19 protein-coding genes and 1 pseudogene are annotated in these 19,491 nt (G+C 35.7%); 19 read left to right on the top strand and 1 reads right to left on the bottom strand.

The window, feature by feature from the left end:
• Position 1: 1 nt before the first annotated feature.
• Together UR08_RS09935 and UR08_RS09930 are read left to right on the top strand one after the other, a co-directional pair.
• Positions 2 to 2,161, top strand: coding sequence for a DNA topoisomerase III (locus tag UR08_RS09935; protein WP_115753484.1), 2,160 nt, complete (start codon positions 2 to 4; stop codon positions 2,159 to 2,161).
• A 135-nt stretch (positions 2,162 to 2,296) separates the two neighbouring features.
• Entirely contained in the window at positions 2,297 to 3,559 is a 1,263-nt protein-coding gene (locus UR08_RS09930) for an MFS transporter (RefSeq protein WP_165849982.1), read from the top strand.
• A gap of 270 nt (positions 3,560 to 3,829) precedes the next feature.
• Here UR08_RS09930 and UR08_RS09925 read toward each other — a convergent pair whose 3' ends face one another.
• On the bottom strand, positions 3,830 to 4,075 hold the full coding sequence (locus UR08_RS09925; RefSeq protein ID WP_115753482.1) for a hypothetical protein: 246 nt from the start codon (positions 4,073 to 4,075) through the stop codon (positions 3,830 to 3,832).
• Positions 4,076 to 4,577: 502 nt separating this feature from the next.
• Between UR08_RS09925 and UR08_RS09920 the strand changes: the two genes are divergently transcribed.
• From UR08_RS09920 to UR08_RS09840, 17 genes and pseudogenes are all read left to right on the top strand, one after another.
• The gene (locus UR08_RS09920) at positions 4,578 to 5,267 is read left to right on the top strand and encodes a cyclic nucleotide-binding domain-containing protein (RefSeq protein ID WP_115753481.1); all 690 of its coding nucleotides are present in this window, start codon (positions 4,578 to 4,580) and stop codon (positions 5,265 to 5,267) included.
• Positions 5,268 to 5,331: 64 nt separating this feature from the next.
• A complete protein-coding gene (locus UR08_RS09915) occupies positions 5,332 to 6,765 on the top strand; it encodes an Ig-like domain-containing protein (RefSeq protein ID WP_115753480.1) in 1,434 nt (477 codons plus the stop codon).
• A 369-nt stretch (positions 6,766 to 7,134) separates the two neighbouring features.
• Positions 7,135 to 8,319 carry an SIR2 family protein gene (locus tag UR08_RS09910; RefSeq protein ID WP_240616067.1) on the top strand — a complete coding sequence of 395 codons (1,185 nt, stop codon included), beginning with the start codon at positions 7,135 to 7,137 and terminating at the stop codon, positions 8,317 to 8,319.
• Positions 8,297 to 10,033, top strand: coding sequence for an ATP-binding protein (locus UR08_RS09905; RefSeq protein WP_115753478.1), 1,737 nt, complete (start codon positions 8,297 to 8,299; stop codon positions 10,031 to 10,033). Before UR08_RS09910 ends, UR08_RS09905 begins: the two co-directional genes overlap by 23 nt.
• A gap of 538 nt (positions 10,034 to 10,571) precedes the next feature.
• Entirely contained in the window at positions 10,572 to 11,513 is a 942-nt protein-coding gene (locus tag UR08_RS09900; protein WP_115753477.1) for a peptidoglycan amidohydrolase family protein, read from the top strand.
• 442 nt (positions 11,514 to 11,955) lie between these two features.
• Positions 11,956 to 12,183, top strand: a pseudogene (locus UR08_RS13140) (recombinase family protein); the annotation flags it as partial.
• A gap of 200 nt (positions 12,184 to 12,383) precedes the next feature.
• Positions 12,384 to 12,572 carry a hypothetical protein gene (locus tag UR08_RS09890; protein WP_115753476.1) on the top strand — a complete coding sequence of 63 codons (189 nt, stop codon included), beginning with the start codon at positions 12,384 to 12,386 and terminating at the stop codon, positions 12,570 to 12,572.
• 128 nt (positions 12,573 to 12,700) lie between these two features.
• Positions 12,701 to 13,075, top strand: a complete 375-nt coding sequence (locus UR08_RS09885) for a hypothetical protein (RefSeq protein WP_115753475.1) — start codon at positions 12,701 to 12,703, stop codon at positions 13,073 to 13,075.
• 404 nt (positions 13,076 to 13,479) lie between these two features.
• Positions 13,480 to 13,773: a WXG100 family type VII secretion target gene (locus UR08_RS09880; RefSeq protein ID WP_036071444.1), complete on the top strand. Its 294-nt coding sequence runs from the start codon at positions 13,480 to 13,482 to the stop codon at positions 13,771 to 13,773.
• A gap of 125 nt (positions 13,774 to 13,898) precedes the next feature.
• Positions 13,899 to 14,150 (top strand): hypothetical protein, encoded by a 252-nt coding sequence (locus UR08_RS09875; RefSeq protein ID WP_115753474.1) that lies wholly within the window; start codon positions 13,899 to 13,901, stop codon positions 14,148 to 14,150.
• A gap of 13 nt (positions 14,151 to 14,163) precedes the next feature.
• On the top strand, positions 14,164 to 14,526 hold the full coding sequence (locus UR08_RS09870; protein WP_115753473.1) for a hypothetical protein: 363 nt from the start codon (positions 14,164 to 14,166) through the stop codon (positions 14,524 to 14,526).
• Complete coding sequence (locus UR08_RS09865) at positions 14,517 to 16,184, top strand: T7SS effector LXG polymorphic toxin (RefSeq protein WP_240616066.1); 1,668 nt, start codon at positions 14,517 to 14,519, stop codon at positions 16,182 to 16,184. The genes UR08_RS09870 and UR08_RS09865 overlap by 10 nt, the downstream gene beginning before the upstream one ends.
• Complete coding sequence (locus tag UR08_RS09860) at positions 16,181 to 16,972, top strand: hypothetical protein (RefSeq protein ID WP_115753472.1); 792 nt, start codon at positions 16,181 to 16,183, stop codon at positions 16,970 to 16,972. The genes UR08_RS09865 and UR08_RS09860 overlap by 4 nt, the downstream gene beginning before the upstream one ends.
• Positions 16,973 to 17,099: 127 nt before the next feature.
• Positions 17,100 to 17,948 (top strand): hypothetical protein, encoded by an 849-nt coding sequence (locus UR08_RS09855; RefSeq protein ID WP_133296345.1) that lies wholly within the window; start codon positions 17,100 to 17,102, stop codon positions 17,946 to 17,948.
• 109 nt (positions 17,949 to 18,057) lie between these two features.
• Complete coding sequence (locus UR08_RS09850; protein ID WP_115753470.1) at positions 18,058 to 18,354, top strand: hypothetical protein; 297 nt, start codon at positions 18,058 to 18,060, stop codon at positions 18,352 to 18,354.
• Positions 18,327 to 18,809: a hypothetical protein gene (locus UR08_RS13030; protein WP_165849981.1), complete on the top strand. Its 483-nt coding sequence runs from the start codon at positions 18,327 to 18,329 to the stop codon at positions 18,807 to 18,809. Before UR08_RS09850 ends, UR08_RS13030 begins: the two co-directional genes overlap by 28 nt.
• A gap of 323 nt (positions 18,810 to 19,132) precedes the next feature.
• A complete protein-coding gene (locus UR08_RS09840; protein ID WP_115753468.1) occupies positions 19,133 to 19,324 on the top strand; it encodes a hypothetical protein in 192 nt (63 codons plus the stop codon).
• Positions 19,325 to 19,491 lie beyond the last annotated feature (167 nt).

Below are 19,491 nucleotides of genomic sequence, written 5' to 3'. Positions count from 1 at the left end.
AATGACGAAAACACTTGTACTTGCAGAGAAACCTTCTGTTGGAAAAGATATTGCTCGCGTGCTAGGTGCTAAAGGCGGCGGGAAAAATGGATTTTTGGAAGGTTCAAATTATGTGGTCACTTGGGCGCTTGGGCATTTGATTACGCTTGCGGATCCTGAACAATATGACCAAAAATATAAATCGTGGGACTTGAATGATTTGCCGATTTTACCGGATCGGATGAAACTCGTGCCTATCCGTGATACGCGAAAACAATACGAAACGGTGAAAAAATTATTAAATCGTGGCGATATTGCTGATATTGTGATTGCAACGGATGCTGGGCGTGAAGGGGAACTTGTTGCGCGCTGGATTCTTGACTATGCGAAAGTGAAAAAAACCGTGAAGCGGCTTTGGATTTCTTCTGTGACGGATAAGGCGATTCGGGAAGGGTTCAAAAAGCTGCGTCCGGGTAGAGATTATGAGAATTTGTATCATTCCGCGGTTGCGCGTTCTGTTGCGGACTGGGTCGTGGGTATTAATGCGACTCGGGCGCTCACAACAAAATATAACGCACAGCTTTCTTGTGGTCGTGTGCAAACGCCAACCCTTGCGATGCTACTAAATCGTGAGAAGGAAATTCAAAGTTTCCAGCCTAAAGAATTTTACACGCTTACGGCGGTCACGGAAAAAGGAAATTTTGCTTGGAAAGAAGGGCAGACTTTCGACAAGCAAAAAGCAGAGGCGATCGAACGAGAATTGCGTGGAAAAGATGCGTTGATCGAGTCGGTTTCTGTGAAGGAAAAGAAAACCTTTTCACCGGGACTCTATGATCTCACGGAACTACAACGGGATGCCAATAAGCGTTATGATTTCTCGGCGAAAGAAACGCTTGCCGCGATGCAGACACTTTATGAGCGCCACAAAGCGTTAACGTATCCACGGACGGATTCACGCTATTTGTCGGATGACATTGTGCCTACGCTTAAAGAGCGACTTGAAGCTTGTGGCCGCGGTGAATTTGCGAAACCCGCCCGTCAAATTTTGAATAAGGGAATTAAAGCGAATGCTTCGTTTGTGGATAATCGAAAAGTAAGCGATCACCATGCGATTATCCCAACAGAAGAAAGTGTTTCCTTGGCTGATTTATCAGATCGCGAACGAAAAATTTATGAACTCGTTGTGAAACGCTTTTTAGCGGTGCTTTCCGAGCCATATATTTATGAAGAAACGCGGGCAGAAGCCAAAATTGGGAATCAAAACTTCGAGCTTAAAGGGAAAGTGGTAAAATCGCTTGGCTGGAAAGCTGTTTACGGGAAAGATGAGGAAGCGGACCTTGTGATGAAGGTGAAAAAAGGCGACCAAATCCCTGTGCGCGCTGTAAATCTCAATACTGGGAAGACGAAACCGCCTGCGCGCTTTAACGAAGCGACGCTGCTTTCGGCGATGGAAAATCCGGCGAAATATATGGATTCTAAGGATAAAGAGCTTGCGAAGACGCTTGGCGAAACGGGAGGACTTGGAACGGTTGCCACCCGCGCGGATATTATTGATAAGTTATTCAACAGCTTTTTGATCGAGAAACAAGGGAAAGAGCTGCACATCACTTCGAAGGGAAAACAACTGCTCGAGCTAGTTCCAGTCGATTTGAAGTCCCCAGAATTAACAGCCAAGTGGGAGCAGAAGCTGGCTCAAATTGAAAAGGGAAAACTAAAGGAGCAAGCCTTTACTGGCGAAATGCGTGAATACGCCAAAAAAGCAGTGCTTGAAATTAAGCAAAATGAAAAGAAATTTAGGCATGACAATGTGACTTCGCAAAAATGTCCAGATTGCGGCAAGTTGATGCTTAAAGTGAAAGGCAAACGCGGCACAATGCTTGTTTGCCAGGACCGGGAATGCGGCCATCGTGAACCGCTTGCGAAGCTGACGAATGCACGTTGTCCAAATTGCCATCGCAAATTAGAGTTGCGAGGCCAAGGGGATAAGCAGATATTCGTTTGCTCGACTTGTGGCCATCGCGAAAAACTTTCGGCGTTTGAAGCGCGTCGTGGCAAGGAGAAAAAAGGAAAAGTTTCCAAGCGCGATGTGGCGAATTACATGAAAAAGCAAAATCAATCGGAAGAAGAGCCATTTAATAATCCAATGGCAGAGGCGCTTGCGAAGTTGAAATTAGATAAGTAACAAGGAATAAGCTACTGGTTCTAAATCAGTAGCTTCTTTTGCGACTTGAGGCGGATGTTGCTGCTAGGCGAATCGAACTATACTTAAAAAGAAGTAGGGATTCGAAAATTTTTAGGAATGAAGGTGCAGCAAGAGATGGAAAAGCTAGAGAAAACTTCGCAAAAACAAATTGTTAAGGTATTACTCAGCACAATCACAGGAAATTTGGGCAGTAATATTCTTGCTTTTGTTATTGGGTTATTGATTTTAAGGGAGACAAATTCGGCACTCAATTTTGGGATTTCACAGATGATTGGGCCGATTGTCGCATTACTCCTTCTTCCTGTAACAGGGAGTATGGTCGACCGGTTTAACCGGAAGTTGATTATTGTTTATGCGCAGCTGCTTAGCATGGTAAGTCTGGCTGTGTACGCTGTTGTGATTTATTTTCAAGGGTTCGAGCATTTAATTTATACATATTTGCTACTTATTATGTTAAAGGTGGCAGACCAGTTTTTAACGACGGCTTTTACGGCTTCGGTATTGCACATTGTGATCACGGAGCATATTCAAAAACTGAAGTCAATTCAACAAGGCGTGACAGCGCTGATCATGATTATTGCTCCGATTTTTGGTGCGTTATTGTATAATTTGATACCGCTTACGGCTTTTGTTTTGATTGAAATCGGGATTGAGTGTCTCACGTTAGTTATTGTTTTGTGGATTAACTTTGATTTGACACGTGGATCTGGAGAATCGCATGAGGAAATGGCTTCGGGATCATTTTTTGAGCTGTTCAAAGAAGGCTTACAGTTTATGGCTAAGAGTCGCAAGTTGATTTTTACGATGGTTTTTTCGATGATCATTAATTTTATGGCTGGGGCTATCCATGTTGGATTGCCGTTTTTGCAAATTCAAGTGTTGCACTTCTCAAATAGTGTTTATGGAATTGTGGAGGCACTTTTTTCTGTGGGGATGATCGCTTCAAGTATTGTGTTATCTGCTTCGAAGGAAATTAAAACGCCACTTGCTTATTCTTGGAAGATGACGAATGCGATCGGACTACTTTTGGTTCTGCTAGGATGTTCATTGTTCTTTGCATTCAGCCAAGGTTATTACATTGCTTTCGTTGCGATTTATAGTTTCTTGACGGGGGCTTTTATCACACTCGTGAATGTGCCCATTAGCATTTGGATGACAAAAGAGATACCGATGCAATTTCAAGGGCGGGTCTTTAACATTTTGGGAACAGGAGGACAGCTTCTGATGCCACTTGGTATTTTACTGTTTTCCGGACTTTTCGATCATTTTAGTCCAGCGATGATTTTCACGATAGCGGGAAGCTGCTTGCTTATTTTCACATTATGCTATCCGTTTGTTTTTAAGGTGAATATGAAAGAAAGCAAACTGCTCGATTAAGGTTGATAGTAAAATAAAACGCTAATCTTGGTTTTTACTTGGGATGAGTGTTTTGAGTCTAGAATTTATAAATTCTAGACTTTTTTTGTGCTAACCGAAAAAGGCAGATTTTTATTACTTTTAGAATTAATCTTCACATATTTTAATTGATAAAGAACTAAAAAGACTGTTATCCTATCATGAGGGTTTAGCCACTATCTTTCTCACTTCGCAACATAAAACTCGACACATGTGAAGGGGCTAACTAAGAGTGACCCCGCTGTGTATTAATTATTTAATGTTTCCGACTAAACGCTCTCCACGATGAGTTAGATAATAACTGACAGTACTGCCTTTAGACGAATATACTTTAAAAACAAAGCCATATTCAAGGAGCGCAGTTAAAATTTCAAATATCGCTTTATGCGTAAATAACTGTAAATGCCCAGGCAATTGCTCAGAAGAGAGTGTAAGTTTTCTTGACTTTGTAAAGTACATGAGTAGCTGGTATGCGCATAGTTTCGGATCATTAATCATAAAAAAACCTCCCATGTGTTGCCTCAGCGGGGTCGGGAACGAGGGAGAACTTGTATAGTGTAACATGTTTCAATCACTAAAAGCTTAAAAGATGTTTAATAACTTCAAAAGTACATTATACAGTTTATCCGAAGGGGGAGATGTGGCCTTGATAAGGGCTCTTATCTTCCTTTCTCAAGGACAAACGTTCACAATTCAGACATACAAAACCTTTCCTCGCTTTCTTTAAGAACATTCAAGTCTAGATGTCTATGTTAAAGTATAATTAACATGCATGTTAACCCTAACCCTTTTTTGAACATATAGACAAACGAAAGTGACGACTTTCGGTTAATTAAATGGACATTTTCTATACAACCTGTTTTTTCCTTTAAATTATTTATTAAAAAGCTGGCTTTCCTTGGGAGAGGCAGCTTTTTTTATTTGGAATATTTTGGCGATTTGATGTTCAGAAAACGTCCATATTTTGAACATCGCTTTTATGATTGAAAGGATTGTGCCTATGTTTTATAAAACCTCAGAGTTTCAAGAGTGGCGTTCTATTTTTTGGAAGGCAACCTGTTACGAAACGGGACAAATCTGTTATAAAAGTAAAGAAGCAAGCAAGGATCAAGTACTACTCATTCGACGAGGGACTCTTTTGGTTCAAGTACTCAACCAAAAAAGAAAAAAAGTGAATACGGAAATTCTTGTAGAGGGGGAATTGTTGAATATAGAAGCTTTGTTGGACGATTCCTCTGATTTAAAAATTCTCCCATTCATTCAGTATCAAGTGATGGCGCTAACCCCAGTCACGATTTATGAGGTAGAAAAAGAATTTTTATTGTCTCACTTGTATGTAGAACCTCGAAAATATCATCATCTATTCGAAGGAAGTATTATGCAACTTCTCTATCTGTCCTTTTCTAATTTTCTTTCTCTTGAGCCTCCCTTGTTGAAGGTAGCTTGGGCATTGTTTCGGATCATTAGTAAAGTAGGGGAAGTTGCTGATCATGATGCAGAACTTATTTTTATCCCTTCCTTTGTGACGCAAATGTTTATAGCCCAACTGTCGAATTCAGGGATTGCTCGGTCGAATGAGGCGATTAAAGAGCTTTCAGAAATGGGGATTGTCGTAAACTGGAAGCCGAAATGTCGGCTGATTCATCTTGGACAGTTAACACAGTATTTGAAACAAGAAATTAGTGGATAAAGAGAAGAAGTGAACGTCTGAAAGAAAGCGAATTATTTTTATCTATTTTAGGAGGTAGAAGTTATTGAAAAAGAGTTTAGCACGTTTAAGCATTGTTTCACTCATCTTAACATTAGTCATGAGTGCAGTTTTTCCTAGGGGAGGAGAAGCCGAATTTCAAACAAACCCTCGTACAACAAAACAAGCTCAACCAGCCATTGAAAATACCGTGACCCCACCTATATTAGACAAAATTAGAGATGACGCTCTTTATTTTTCTGGACGAGCGGATCCCGGAAAAGAAGTGTTCATTCTTATCGCAAGGGTTGACGGATTGGAAATCGTCGCCAGAACAAAAGCTAGTAGTACCGGCTACTTTATTGTGGCTATTCCGAATGATTTGCTGCCACTCACACTCTACCAAAAATTCTATGCTGCGGTGATGGATGCGTCCGGTGGAAAGTACCTATCAAACAAACAACTCGTACAAGATACGACTCCACCGGAAGCTAAACCACTTAAACAGACCTTTAAGCAAGGGTCAGCTGTACCGAAGGATCCGCGCCAATTCTTAACAGATATCTATGATAATGCAGGCATAGGACCAGAAAACTTAACGGTGACGTATGACCCTGAACCTGACTTTTCTAAGCCAGGTGCACAAGAAGTCGGAGTGAGGTTGACGGACAAAGCTGGGAATCAGACCCTGATTCGTGTTCCTGTTGAAGTGACTGCGTATCAAACTCCGGTATTAAATAAAATTAAAGATCAAGATACGGCTTTTACAGGCCAAGCAGAACCTGGATTAACCGTGTCCATTCTAGATGCCAAACAACAAGAAGTAGCGCGAGCGAAAGCAGATGCGAATGGCCAATTTTCGGTCACGATTCCAACAGCTAAACGGCCGCTCACTCCTTATCAAGCATATGTAGCGGTGTCTATCGACGACGCGGGGAATAAGACACCCGTATCAAACAAACAACTCGTACAAGATACGACTCCACCGGAAGCTAAACCACTTAAACAGACCTTTAAGCAAGGAGAAGCTGCGCCAAAGGATCCGCGTCAACTCTTGACAGATATCTATGATAATGCGGGTATAGGATCAGAAAACTTAACGGTGACTTATGAAACAGCACCTGATTTTACTGAGTTAGGTGCACAAGTAGTCACAGTGAAATTGACAGATAAAGCTGGGAATCAGACATTAATCGGTGTGCCTATCGAAGTCGTTACTCGTGAAAGTTGTATTGGAAGCAGTACAGGTAGTGAAAATATTTCTGCAGGAACTGGAGGTTCACAACAGCTCGAAAACCACTTTTTTGAATCAGAAAATGTCATACAGGTTCAAAAATTAGCGTCTCAACCAAAAAGTCAATGGCATATTCGTGAACGTACTTTGCCAAGTACAGGGGACCGAGCGATGGACGGGGCAGTGGCTTTAGGCGTTTTCCTTCTTTTAGCTACGTCCACGTTGTGGATTTACCGACGGAAACAAAGAAAATCAATGAATGAATAATAGATGGACATTTCATTTCTCTATCTTTTTCTGAGTCTAGAATTTATAAATTCTAGACTTTTTTGTGATTACAAAAGAATACAGTTTGTTAAGCCTAAAAAAGCTTATTTTTAGTCTAGAACATAGGATATAAATGAAAGTCTAAAATATAGACAATTATGGACAAATGAAGATTTGAAAATTAAATAACGTGTTAAATCAAGATACTAGAGAAAATATTTTGTTGTGTAACAAGTAAAAGTTTTTTATGCTATACTTAATGTTAGAAATTTCTGTTCTTTAAACGGGAAGAAAATTAGATAATTATTAAGTATATTTAATTGGCCATGATGAGGCAAAAAAATCCTAACTACAAAGGAGACGATTTACTTGGAAGAACAACTAATCTATAAAGATGGTGAAAATGAAATTAAATATTGTAAAGAGGGGGTGAAAATTAATGGTGTAGTGGTAGATAAAGAAAAAACATCTAAGAGCGAGAATGCGGTAGATATAGCAGAGCGATATAGAAAATCATTTTTACATAAACATTTAAAACGTCAGTATGAAAATACCATTATTTTAACAGGTGCAGGCAGTTCTTTTGGAATTGGTAAAGGCAATATTCAAGGAAAATTAATGACTGGGCTCTGGGAAAAAGTGCGCGAGAAGCTTACTTACGAAAAAATTAAACAGATTTGTGGGAAAATAAATTTTAAAGAAATAAAAGAGGCTGATACAAATATCGAAGACCTACTCACCCATGCTCAGTTGTACCAACATATACATGATGATGATGAAGTAAACCATTTTATACTAGAATTCAAGGAAATTGTAAAAGAAAACTGTACATTAGAATTGCCAGATGAAAATTTTCATCAGCTATTTTTGAAAAAATTAGTATCAAAAAAGATGAAATATACTCGGCCAAAAATATTCACATTAAATTATGATACTTTATTCGAACAAGCTGCTGAAAAGAATGGCTATATGGTCATTGATGGCTTTTCTTTTAACTACCCTAGAAAGTTCAAAGGAACAAATTTTGATTTAGATGTGGTAACGAGAATGACAAATCAAAATGTATTAGAGGATAATTTCGTTTACAATGTTGTTCATATTTATAAACCACATGGATCAATTGATTGGAAACAAGAAAATAAAGATGATGTGATTAAGAGTGATACAGGTGAATCCTTAATGATATATCCGAGCTCTAATAAGTATGAGAGCTCGTATCAACAACCTTTTTTTGAGATGATGAGTCGCTTTCAACAAGAAACTAGAGCTAAAAATACTCTTCTAATAATTATTGGCTATAGTTTTGGGGATGAACATATTAATGCAATGATTTTTGAAGCCTTAAATGTCAATTCTAGTATCATGGTAATATTAGTTGCCCCTGATGCATGTGCAGAGGATAAATATGAAACATTGCATACTAAAGTTTCTCAAACTGGAAATGTAATATTAACGGGACAAAAATTCGAGGAATTTGTACAGATGTATCCCAATTCTAAAATCTATGCTCAAAATGAAGAGGAGGCTTACAATGGTTACGAAGAAACCATTTGATCATAATTATTTTATAGGTTATGTTAGCCATGTAAGTCCTCAATGTGTAAAAGTTCATTTCCCATCATCCATTTTATTAAATAAAACGATTTTTTCTGGGGAAGAATTTAATGGGGGTCTAGTAGGTAATTTTGTTACTATCGAAGCTGAAAATGATGGATTTATTGGTAAAATTTCTGAGATTAACTTACCTGAGAAAGAGAGGCTAGCTTTATCAGAAAAGTCATTTCAAAATTCGGATTTTCATCCGACAGCAACAATTGAGGTGTTACTGTCATTTGATTATTTTGATGGAATAGCCAAACACACACTGAATGCCTTCCCAAATATAGGAGCAAAAGTATTTGTATGTCCAAGCGGTTTTATTGAAGAGTATGTTAAAAATTTCGGACAAAAAAATGATAATAAAGAAGTTCCCTATGTTGATTTAGGCTGTTTGACCTCAAATTTAGATACGAAAGTATGTGTAAGTCAACAAGCTCTTTTCAATCGACATTGTGCTATTGTTGGGACGACAGGTGGAGGGAAGAGCTATACGGTAGCACGACTCATTGAGAATATGGTGGCTAATCAGTCTAAAGCTATTTTGTTAGATCCTACGGGAGAATACTCAGTTATGGAAAAAGGTGTTCAATCAGTTACCATAGGGAAGGATAGTTATTTTCCATATCAAAAGCTAACAAGAGAGGATTTATTCTTTTTAGTGAAACCGTCTGAAGGTGTTCAGAAACCGAAATTGTTAGAAGCGATCCGTTCTTTAAAAGCTGTTAAAATTTATCAAAAAATGAAAAGCACAAGTGAAAAAAATGGAGTCCGAAATTTGTTGAAAGCGTTTGTAAATGAGGACGAGACTTTAGTTATTAAAGAGGGTAACAATATTGTTGAATATGAGCGATTTAGTACGAAATATTTTAGTGATATCGAATCTGATAATTTGGAGTTAAGTATCAAAAATCTAGGGAAACAAGTAATTAATGAATGTATCTCTTATCCAAAGAATTCGAAAACATTTGGTAGCCGTAATGAAAACGATGTTAATTTCTGTTATGGAATGGTAAATCGAATATATAATTTAATAAATACAAAAGTATATGATGATGCTTTTAATTTTAGGGACAAAAGACTAGATAATCAGAACTTAACGGCAATTATTGATCAATTTATTAAGGAAGATCAACAAGATAACTTTGTTTTGAGAATTGGATTTGAAAGTATAGGGTATGAATTCCAAGCACGTGAAATTTTAGCTAATGCAATTGGACGATATCTTCTTAAATTAGCACGAGAAAAACAATTTAAAGAAAATCCATTAGTGTTTATATTAGATGAAGCACATCAATTTCTAAATAAAATAGTTGTGGATGATTTCTTTCAATCCACGGCTCTTAGTTCCTTTGAGCAAATCTCTAAGGAGAGCAGAAAAGATGGTTTGTTTTTGTGCTTATCAACACAGATGCCAAGGGATATTCCCACAGGAACATTATCGCAGATGGGGACATTTATAGTGCATAGACTTATAAATTATAATGATAAAGAAGCAATCCGACAATCTTGTTCTTCTGCCAATTCGGATATATTATCCTATTTGCCTGTACTTGGTGAGGGAGAAGCTATTTTAACAGGGGTAGATTTTTCAATGCCTTTGAGTATAAAAGTTTCAAAACCAAATGTTCCTCCAGATTCAAGCACACCTATGTTTAAAGTTCAAAAATAAAAAATTGAAGAGGTTGGGACAAAATGAAAAAATGAGGATACCCAGCCAAAAGTAAAAGAACAGAAATCGTTCAATGAAGCTATTTGTAAAAATGGTATGCTTGACGATTCTGTTCTTTTTTTGTTTTATGTCCCAAACTCTTTTCAGTGACAATAGAGTATACTCTATTGGTGCTCATTAAAATGAAGTATACTCGGTATCAGGAATAGGACAATAGAGTGGGACAAAATAAAAATGAATTTAAAGAGCTTCGCATCTTACAATTCACTCAAACATAAATAAATTTAACCTGGCAAGCAACGAGGATATTCATTTATTTATACTTATAGAAAATTCTTCAATTTTTTTGTATCTAAAAAAATTGAAATCAAATATCACGAAAAATAGTAAATATATTATAAAACAAACAAAAATAATATTTAAAAGTTTGTTTTTATGAGAATGTCAAAAAAAGTTCAAAAAGTGTTCGCTTTTTTTACTTTCTTGATGTGGTACACTATGGTGGTAAGCGATTACAACATGAAAGGGATGGATAAAGATGAAGAAAAACATGAGAAAAAGATGGTGGGCTTTAGGAAGTGTGCTATTGATCTGCTTGGGTATTCTCTTCTTTCAACCAAGTGAAGTAAAAGCAGCAGGAAATACAGAAGAAGTCATCAATTGGTTCAAGGCACGGGAAGGAAAAGTAACTTACTCAATGGCGAATCGAAATGGTCCTTATAGCTATGATTGTAGTTCAGCTGTTTATCATGCTTTAATAGAAGGTGGTTTTTTACCTAAAGGAACTGCAATTGGGAATACGGAAAGCCTTTATGCACTGGAGGGAAAATTGTTAGTGGCAATTTCCGCATCAGAAGTCAAACGAGGAGATATTTTTGTATCAGGTACTAAGGGAGGGAGTAGTGGAGGAAATGGACATACTGGTGTATTCACGAGTAGTTCCACGATCATTCATTGTAATGCGACAAGTAACGGCATCTCTGAAACACCAGTTATTGGCTGGGTAGGTGGTCCTCCAACTTATTATTACCGATTAATAGGCTCTACTAACGATTTTCCACGTCCAGCTATTGATGAATCTGTAGCAATTGTTCGATATGTGCCAGGCTATGGAGTTAACGGGTATCGTTCAGATGGCACAGTTATTCCAGGTTCCAATTTAAACTTGAAACACGGAACAAGTTGGAAAACATTTGGCTCTAAAATGATTAAAGGAAGAGAGATGTTTCTAGTCGGAAATAATTATTATCTTCCACGGGAATATACGAATTTAGATGCTTCTGTTTTAACAGTTAACTATACTCCTGGTTACGGAGTAAACACGTACCACCGGAACGGGCAATGGACAGGAAAGCGATTGCCAACGGGGTCAAGTTGGAAGGCATATGGTTTTGAAATGATAAACGGACAAATTATGTACGGCATTGGAACCAATGAATATTTGCCTAAACGATATACACAATTTGGGAATGGGAAATAAGCATCTATCAAGCTTCATAATAGGTGGAAGAAGTTTGGAATGGTATAAATTCCAAACTTCTTCTTTAGAATTCAGTGTTATCTAGAAGATCAGAATGACTTACTCTAACTCATAAAATACTCATCAAAGACTAGGATTTATAAATTCTAGTCTTTGATGAGTATAGAAGAAAGTCTTTTTTATAAAATAGAAATCATTTTGTAATGTGAAAAGCGTCTTTTTTTGTGTCCAGAAAATGGTCATTTACTGGACAGTTCTATTTATTTTCATGATAAATAAAGGTAAGTTGAGTTCATAAAACCGTCAATTGATCTACGTTCAGTGTATCTATGGTTATAAAGTTATATTACAATAGAAATGGATATTCATTAATTTAATTTTGAAAGGTATGAAAATTGGATATGAAAGCGTATCAACTTGAATCCAAAATTTAGATCTCCAAATGGACAGCTTAGAAAAGCACGGTTGTGAGAAAATTTTTAATGATCATGTGTGAGGTGTAAAAAGTAAACGACCCTAGATTAGAAGATGCCATTGAAATTTGTCGATCTGGTGATATGCTTGTGGTTGGGCGTCTAGACCTTCTAGGAAGAAATATGGAAGGTTTGATTCAAATTGTAAATCGGCTAAATGAAATGGAGTAAGCTTCCATAGCTTAAAGGAAAATATTATTCAAGCTCTACAGGTCAATTAAAAGTACTGCAGAGCACTAGCATGTGTCTCGAACAACCATTTATTGTTATCTTGAGAAATAGAAGGGGTTTTACTTCTTTTAATTATAGGAGTCATTATAGTCTCCGATTTTTAATAATAGGCTTTTAAAAATTAGCTTATATTTCTTAAATTTATATAGATAAAAGGAGAAGTGCTATGCATAAATCGGTGATTGGAAAAGCTATGTTAACACTCTTAACAATTTCAATGTTTTTGTTTTTGGTGTTAAGGAAATACAATTGGGAAATAGTTGTTGCAGGGATTGTTGTTACTATACTTGTAATTGTAATTTGGTCATTTAAAGAAATTGATATTTTAAAAATTAGTAAAGAAGGTGTAGAGTAAAGAGATCGATTTCTGAAGCAAAAACTTTAATTTCAGAATTAGATAGTAGGGTTGTTGATTATTTGATTTTGAACTTACAAAACTCAATAAAGATCGAAAGTGTTAAATCAACAGGAGACCTTACAGATTTGATGACTTATAAAAATATAATTAGCAAATACAAGATTTCAAATGATAAAGTTTCCGATTTAATACAAGAATATAAAAAAATTATTTTGAAAAATGATGTAAAGCAGTTAGCGCTGTTTTCGGCAGAAATTTATGCGAGTGTTGCTGGAAAAGAAAGTGGGGAAAATGTTAATATAATTGAACAAGAACTACAAAAATTATCACAGTCTGATGATATAATTCCAGTTTCAAAAATTAAAGAAGCATTTAATTCTTTAAAGCATGAGGTAGATAAGGAAAATGGGTTAAATAGTCAAGCTTCGTTGTTCTTACAAAGGTACAATGATTTGATGCTTTCCTATGAAATGAAATACAATACAATTAATTCTATATGATTTAAGAAGTACGCTGGAGATGGGAGAAGTATAATTTGCGAAGTAACCAATGCCGTTTTAATGCTAACTACATATGCTGTATTGATTAATTTTTCATCTGTTAAAGTGAGAGCTTAAATGAAATGAAGGAATTGACTCATGAATGATAAAAAATTCATATATTTGTTCAAGAGACCGAGCAACAATTACAGAATTGTGAAATGGAACAGAAAACGCTAGAACAAGAGGAAGATTGATTATTGAAACAAAGTAAAGAACTTGAACGATCATTTAAATGGAAAGACTAACTTTCAACTGCTTGTATTTAACAAAGAAAAATTCACAAATTCGACACAGACAATTATGCAAGCTTGTGCTATATTAAAAATTGAAAGAAAACAATACATCAGGAGGAGATGAATTTCATGTCTGGACAAATTAGAATGACCCCAGCGGAATTGCGGGATCGTGCCAAAACATACGGCACAAGCGCACGAGATATTGAACAAATGCTACAACGTTTGTCTCAATTACAAGAACAACTTCGGAGTGAATGGGAAGGGCAAGCTTTTGCTCGCTTCGATGATCAATTCAATCAATTAAAACCAAAAGTAACCGAGTTTGCAAATTTGATGGATCAAATTGAACAACAACTTCAAAAAACGGCGACTGCTGTGGAAGAACAAGATCAACAACTTTCTCAAAACTTCGGGTTTTAATCAGTCAAACGTCTCTTGGTGATTCTATAAGGGACGTTTTTTTGGTATAGTAAACAAATTGTGAGATTTTGCACAGCTGTGATAAAATGTGTTGTATACAAATAAAGAAGAAGGAAATTAGTAATATGGGAAAAATTGCTTCCAATACCAGTTCGGCTCAGACGGCAGTATCCGATGTGAAAAGTGTTTCTGTGGATAAAGGGGAACAGGTTTCTTTAGGGAAAAGTAACCTTTCCAGCATGAAAACGGGAAAAAAGGTAAATAATCAATTATTACCAGATCTAGTTGATTTAGTGGAATGTGTGCAGATGCAAAGTGAAAAATTCCCCAAAATCGCAGAGATGATGGCACTCCAAGATAGTCAAATTAAATTTTAAGGGATGAGGAAGGTTGAAAGAGAAAGCAAATGATCAAGAACGGACAACATACAACCAACTGATTATTCAAAAAGAAAATGAGATGGATCGGATGGGCGAAGGTCGAAAAGAAGTAGAAAAATCGCTTTATCGTCTGGATGAAGAACTTCATAGTGGCTTTCGGCAATTAAAAGAATTAAATCAAGAAAATGCGAAAGAGAAGCAAAATGAATTCTTTCGCATAGATCAACAGAATGACGATCAAGAAAGAAGGTTTCGACAACAAATACGAGCTGCACAGGAAGAATTCAACTACGCGTTTCAAAAAGAGATCCATCAAATGGACGATGAACGCGAAGAGCTATACAGAAAAAGGGGTGAGATTCCTTGGGATTGATTTATTCAAGTGGTGATTCACAGAAATTAATGCAGGCACTTTCTAAAAATTTGGCGAAAGCAAAAGAAGCTGTCACTCAATTAAAGGCGGGGAGTCAAAAAATTATTCAAGCTGTGGACGGGCATACATTGTCAGGTGCGGCTTATACAGCAGGTAAAGGATTATTCATTGATCTTATTCTGCCAACGATCGGAAAGGTAACATCTGCTTGCGACGCCATCGCACAAGAACTACAAAAATATCAGGCAGCTGATCCAATCGTTTCAAGTGAAGGGTTTTTAGATGAAGACAATTTAAAGAAACAAATTGAGACAAAGAAAAACATGAAGCTATCTGTAGATACGACAGCATCTATTTTACACGTGTTAATGAAGACAGGGATCGCGGATTCCATATTTGATGTGGCTCAGAATCGCAAAAGAGAGTTAAACCGGATGTCGGATGACTTGCAGCATGATATTGATGAGTTACAAAGAAAAATTGATAAATTACATGAATTTGATGGCCAAACCAAAAATCTTTTCAAGAGTAGCCTAGACGAATTAAAGCTTGCCATGCAGGGGGTGATGGTTCTAAATGCAACTACTGTAAATAGTGATGGTACATATAAATTGCCTGCAGGAGCAGATAAAAGTTGGTTTACTGAATTGAAAAGTAAAGACCAGCAAAAAGCGATGGAAGAAAAGGAAAAGAATGCACTTATTAAAGCACTAAATGATCTGTTTGAGAAGAATCCATTAGCTGCCATTGAGAAAGTTAAAAAAAATGATCGTCTGTTAGGCTATATTTTAGTTGGACTAGATGCTTGTCCGAAAAAAATGCAAGATGCCGTTTTAGGAATCTTTATTGCACAAGAAAGTTGGAATAAATTGCCTAAGGATGTGGCGATGAAGGTTTTGAATAGTCCTAAGTTTGCTTCCTATCTAAGTAAAGCACCTTTTGCAATAAAGGCGACAGCTTATAATGGATTAATAAAGCTAAGTGAAAAAGGATGGAGTGTTTTAGCACCTATTGGCTATGCGACTAAAATTTTGTCCAAGACAAGTCAAGGAGCTAAGCTCATAGCCGGCTCTAAAGTGGGACTAGATATGTTTAAAAAACTAAAGCCAGTTACTGACTTCATGGAAAAACATAAAATGGCAGGTAAAGGGCTTGGATATTTTGGAGATGGACTTAGTGTAGTTGCGTATGCCTATGACGAATATATTAATCCCAAAAGTCCTGCTTATGGAGATGCGAGTAAAGCAACATATGGCGGATTGAGCCTTTTCCTATGGAATGCAGGGCCATTAGAAGGAGTTCAATATGGAGGACCTGTTGGCGCAGTTGCGGGTACTTTAAATACGGTAGTTAAAGGTGTTGATATAAAAACACCTGAGATTAATATTGCCACGCCCTTAGGGAAAATTCAAATAGATTCTTATAATTTTTATCTCGGCTTAAGTGGCAGTGCTGCAGAGAAAGAGAAGAACAAGCAAAAGTGGCTTGAAAAAGTGTATAAACAATACGGAAAGCATGATTCTATAGCAACTGATAAAGAGTACAAGACAGGCGTACAACCTCAGAGCGGAAGTCCTAACTTTAATCCAAATTTCAAAAATAAAGGCAATAATTTAAACCTTAATAAACCCATTAATAGAAGTGGAGTTTTTAAATGAAAAAGATAATAAAGCAAGTCTCGTTTGAAGAAGCTAATCAATTAATTGATATGGAAAAAATGTATCTTCATTCTAAGGAAAATACATTTTCACGAAGCCTACAACTATTTATACTTGCCTTGTTTTGTGGATTTATGTCCCTATTGACTTTGAAGAACTCTATAATTATTACAAGTGTTCTGATTCTAATAATAGCAATAAGTTATTTTTTATTTTTCCATATAAAATTTAAAAATAAAGCATGGGAAGAATTTAGTTGGCAACTAGTTAAATACTTGATGTTACAGACTATTACCGTAAGTATCGTATTGGGAGTAAGAATAAATGATGGAAAACCTTTCGGAGATTTATATATTTTGTTCGCATTCTGCTATTTGATTTTTATTGTCATACTTAGCTACCTTCGTTGTAAAGCTATGATGCTCAATTATTTAAGGAAAAATGGCATGGATTTAAAAGAATCATCCGTATCTAAAATATGGAATAAAGGGATCTTTAAGCTGTCAATTGGATTGCTAGTAGCCATTATCTTGGGTACTCAGTTATACAGAGTTAGCAAATTTTTATTTATTGGAAGTAATAGTTCACCTGGCGAAATAACTATTCAAAATGAATGGCTAGGAGGATTGTTAGTTGTAGTTATCGGACTAGTGTTAGTGATTTTTTTCATTGTTTTTTCATTACTTCCAACGTTATTTTTTAATGCAAAAGTAATCACTGAAGGGATATTATTAAAAGAATATGAAGACGAATTTCGAAAGGAGTTTGATTTAGTAAAAGATAAATAAGTGGAAAATCACAGGATTGTTCTCCAAACTGGAGCCAAAGAGAAAACCTATAACGACATAAGTAAATTTATAATGATTTTCCAATATATAAAATGTAAGGGGATGGAGGTATTAATTGAGGTGTAAAATGAAGACCGTAAGACAAGCTATAAACCAAGTAACTTTTGAAGTAGCAGAGAATAATATAAAAAAAGAGTCAATTCAAGCGGGCGTTGGTGGTAAAGAAAACACGCTCATGAGTTATTTTTTCAAAAAAATACTTTTTTTCATAGGTTCTTTTATTGTGCCTATTATATTTTTTCTGGCAATGACAAGTTATGATATAAATCAAGTTCCTAAAAGTGGAAGGTATTTGTTTATAACGATCTTTTTTATTTTCATAATGGTGATTTTATTAAATGTATATGTGTATTTTAGAATGTATAGAAAAACTGGATTTCCTTATTTAAATCAATTTAATTTCAGACTACTAGCTTTTCTTTTATTAGAAATCAGTATGACAGGATATAGTAGTATTACAATACTTGGATCACTTAACAAGTATAATCCTGTCTTAGCAGTAGCTATTCTTTTATTATATTATTTAATGGTATATAGATTAGTAAAAGTAATTATTGATACCCAGATATATGAGGAACTTAATAAAAATTATGGTACAAAATATCAAATAAAAAACTGGAAACGTTTGTTGAGTCGATTTCCAATTGTTCTTTTTATAATTATCATTATTGGTATGCAAGGCTATCGAATAAGTAAATCTTATTTTATTTTCACACATGTGGATAGCCCTTTATCAATGGCGTATTCGATAATTGGAGACACAGGGGTAGTCTTATTAGCGATTTGTGTAACATTATTGCCTACAATTTCTTTTAACAGTGAAATCTTTGTTAGAGGAACTTTATTAAAAAATTATACTGAAAAGTTTCGAGAAAAGTACAAGTTTACAGAAACAGAATGGTACGGAGAAAAATGATGCACAACACGAATTAATATAACTGTAAAAACTCAAATAAAGAAAGATTTTAATTTTTTTGCTTTAATATGGGTGAATTTAACAACAGCCTTTCAAGGTGGTAATGATTATGAATAATGTGAGTTATGAAGAAGCAAAGGATAAAACAAGCGAGCAGGAATTATTACAACTTCAAGCAGCAAAGGAGAGTACATCTTCCCTAGTAGGAAAAATAGTGGGAAGTGCCGTGTTCGCCTTGCTGTTGAGTTTACCCGCAACCAATTATTATGCGGTATATGCAGGTATAGCTTTTATTCTTTTATGTGTTTTGTTAATCAGATATATAACGTTAAAACCTATTTTCAAAGTGTTGAATTATAACCTGATTCTATTTTTAGTGTGGCAGACTGCAGCGATCTTTTTTTAATTGTTTTTTTACGTGTGAAAGTTGATAGCTATCATCTTATTCCCTTATTTTATATTCTTTTGGGTTATATTCTCTCCTTTTTACTTGTAAGAGCTCGAATAAGAGCATATTTAAAAGCGACTTTTGAAAAGACATCTAAGAATGGGAAAAGTGTATTTTCAAAAACAATTACTCGATTATTGGGTGTTTTTTTAGCTATTGTGGTGCTTGCCCTCTTATTCTATCGAGGTAACAAATGGTGGCTTATGAATATGAGTACAAGTGTTGATGATCCCAGCTTTTTAGTCTATGCTGTCTGGGGAATTGGCTTATTGATATTGTTGTTTGGCTTCACTTTATTACCAACTTTAATTTTTTCACCATCTCAATATGTGAAAGCACGACTAATCAAAAAATACTCTGAAGACTACCGAAATGAGTATGGATTTTCGGAAAAAGAATGGTACGGAGAATAGATACCCAAAGGTGTTTAATAAACTATATAAATAATGAGTTTGGGGCATAAAACAAAAAAGAACAGAATCGTCAAGCAAGTCATTTTTGTAAATGGCTTCACTGAACGATTTCTGTTCTTTTGCTTTTGGCTCGTTAGCCTCATTTTTTCATTTTGTCCCAGTCACATTGTGAGAGGTTAATTTTATAGTATTGACTTGTGTTAAATCGAATTGTACAGATCTCAATTGTTTTATTGTATTCCAACAGTGTCAGAAAATGTAACGAATCACAGCTAATAAAAATAAAGTAGGAAACAGGGTTAACGTACCGGACATCGTTCTAAATGGACTGGCTAGCAATATTTATCGAACAAGAAATGATGGCCCATAAAAATGGTTCTTATATCAAAAATGGAAAGACATATGGACGTCCACAATTAACAAAATCTGTTAAAGAGCTTGCTGAAAAAGTATCAAGCTTGAATACCGACGCACAGGAGGGAAAAGGATTTTTATTGATGAAAAATATTTTATGATCTTAAGTCAAATTGCAATTTATCATTTTAAATATACTAGTAGATCATTACCATGGGCTCCGGTTGAAGTGGTAAAGGAGGTTCCAAAAGTCATTTAGTCTGACATAATGAGATTACCTCAGACTAAATTCACTTTTTTAATCGTTATTTTTAGTAGGAGAGATAGG

Source organism: Listeria kieliensis, assembly GCF_003369925.1.
Taxonomy (GTDB): Bacteria; Bacillota; Bacilli; order Lactobacillales; family Listeriaceae; genus Listeria; species Listeria kieliensis_A.
Note: the sequence above shows the minus strand (reverse complement) of the source record. Positions and strands in the feature narration are given on the sequence as shown.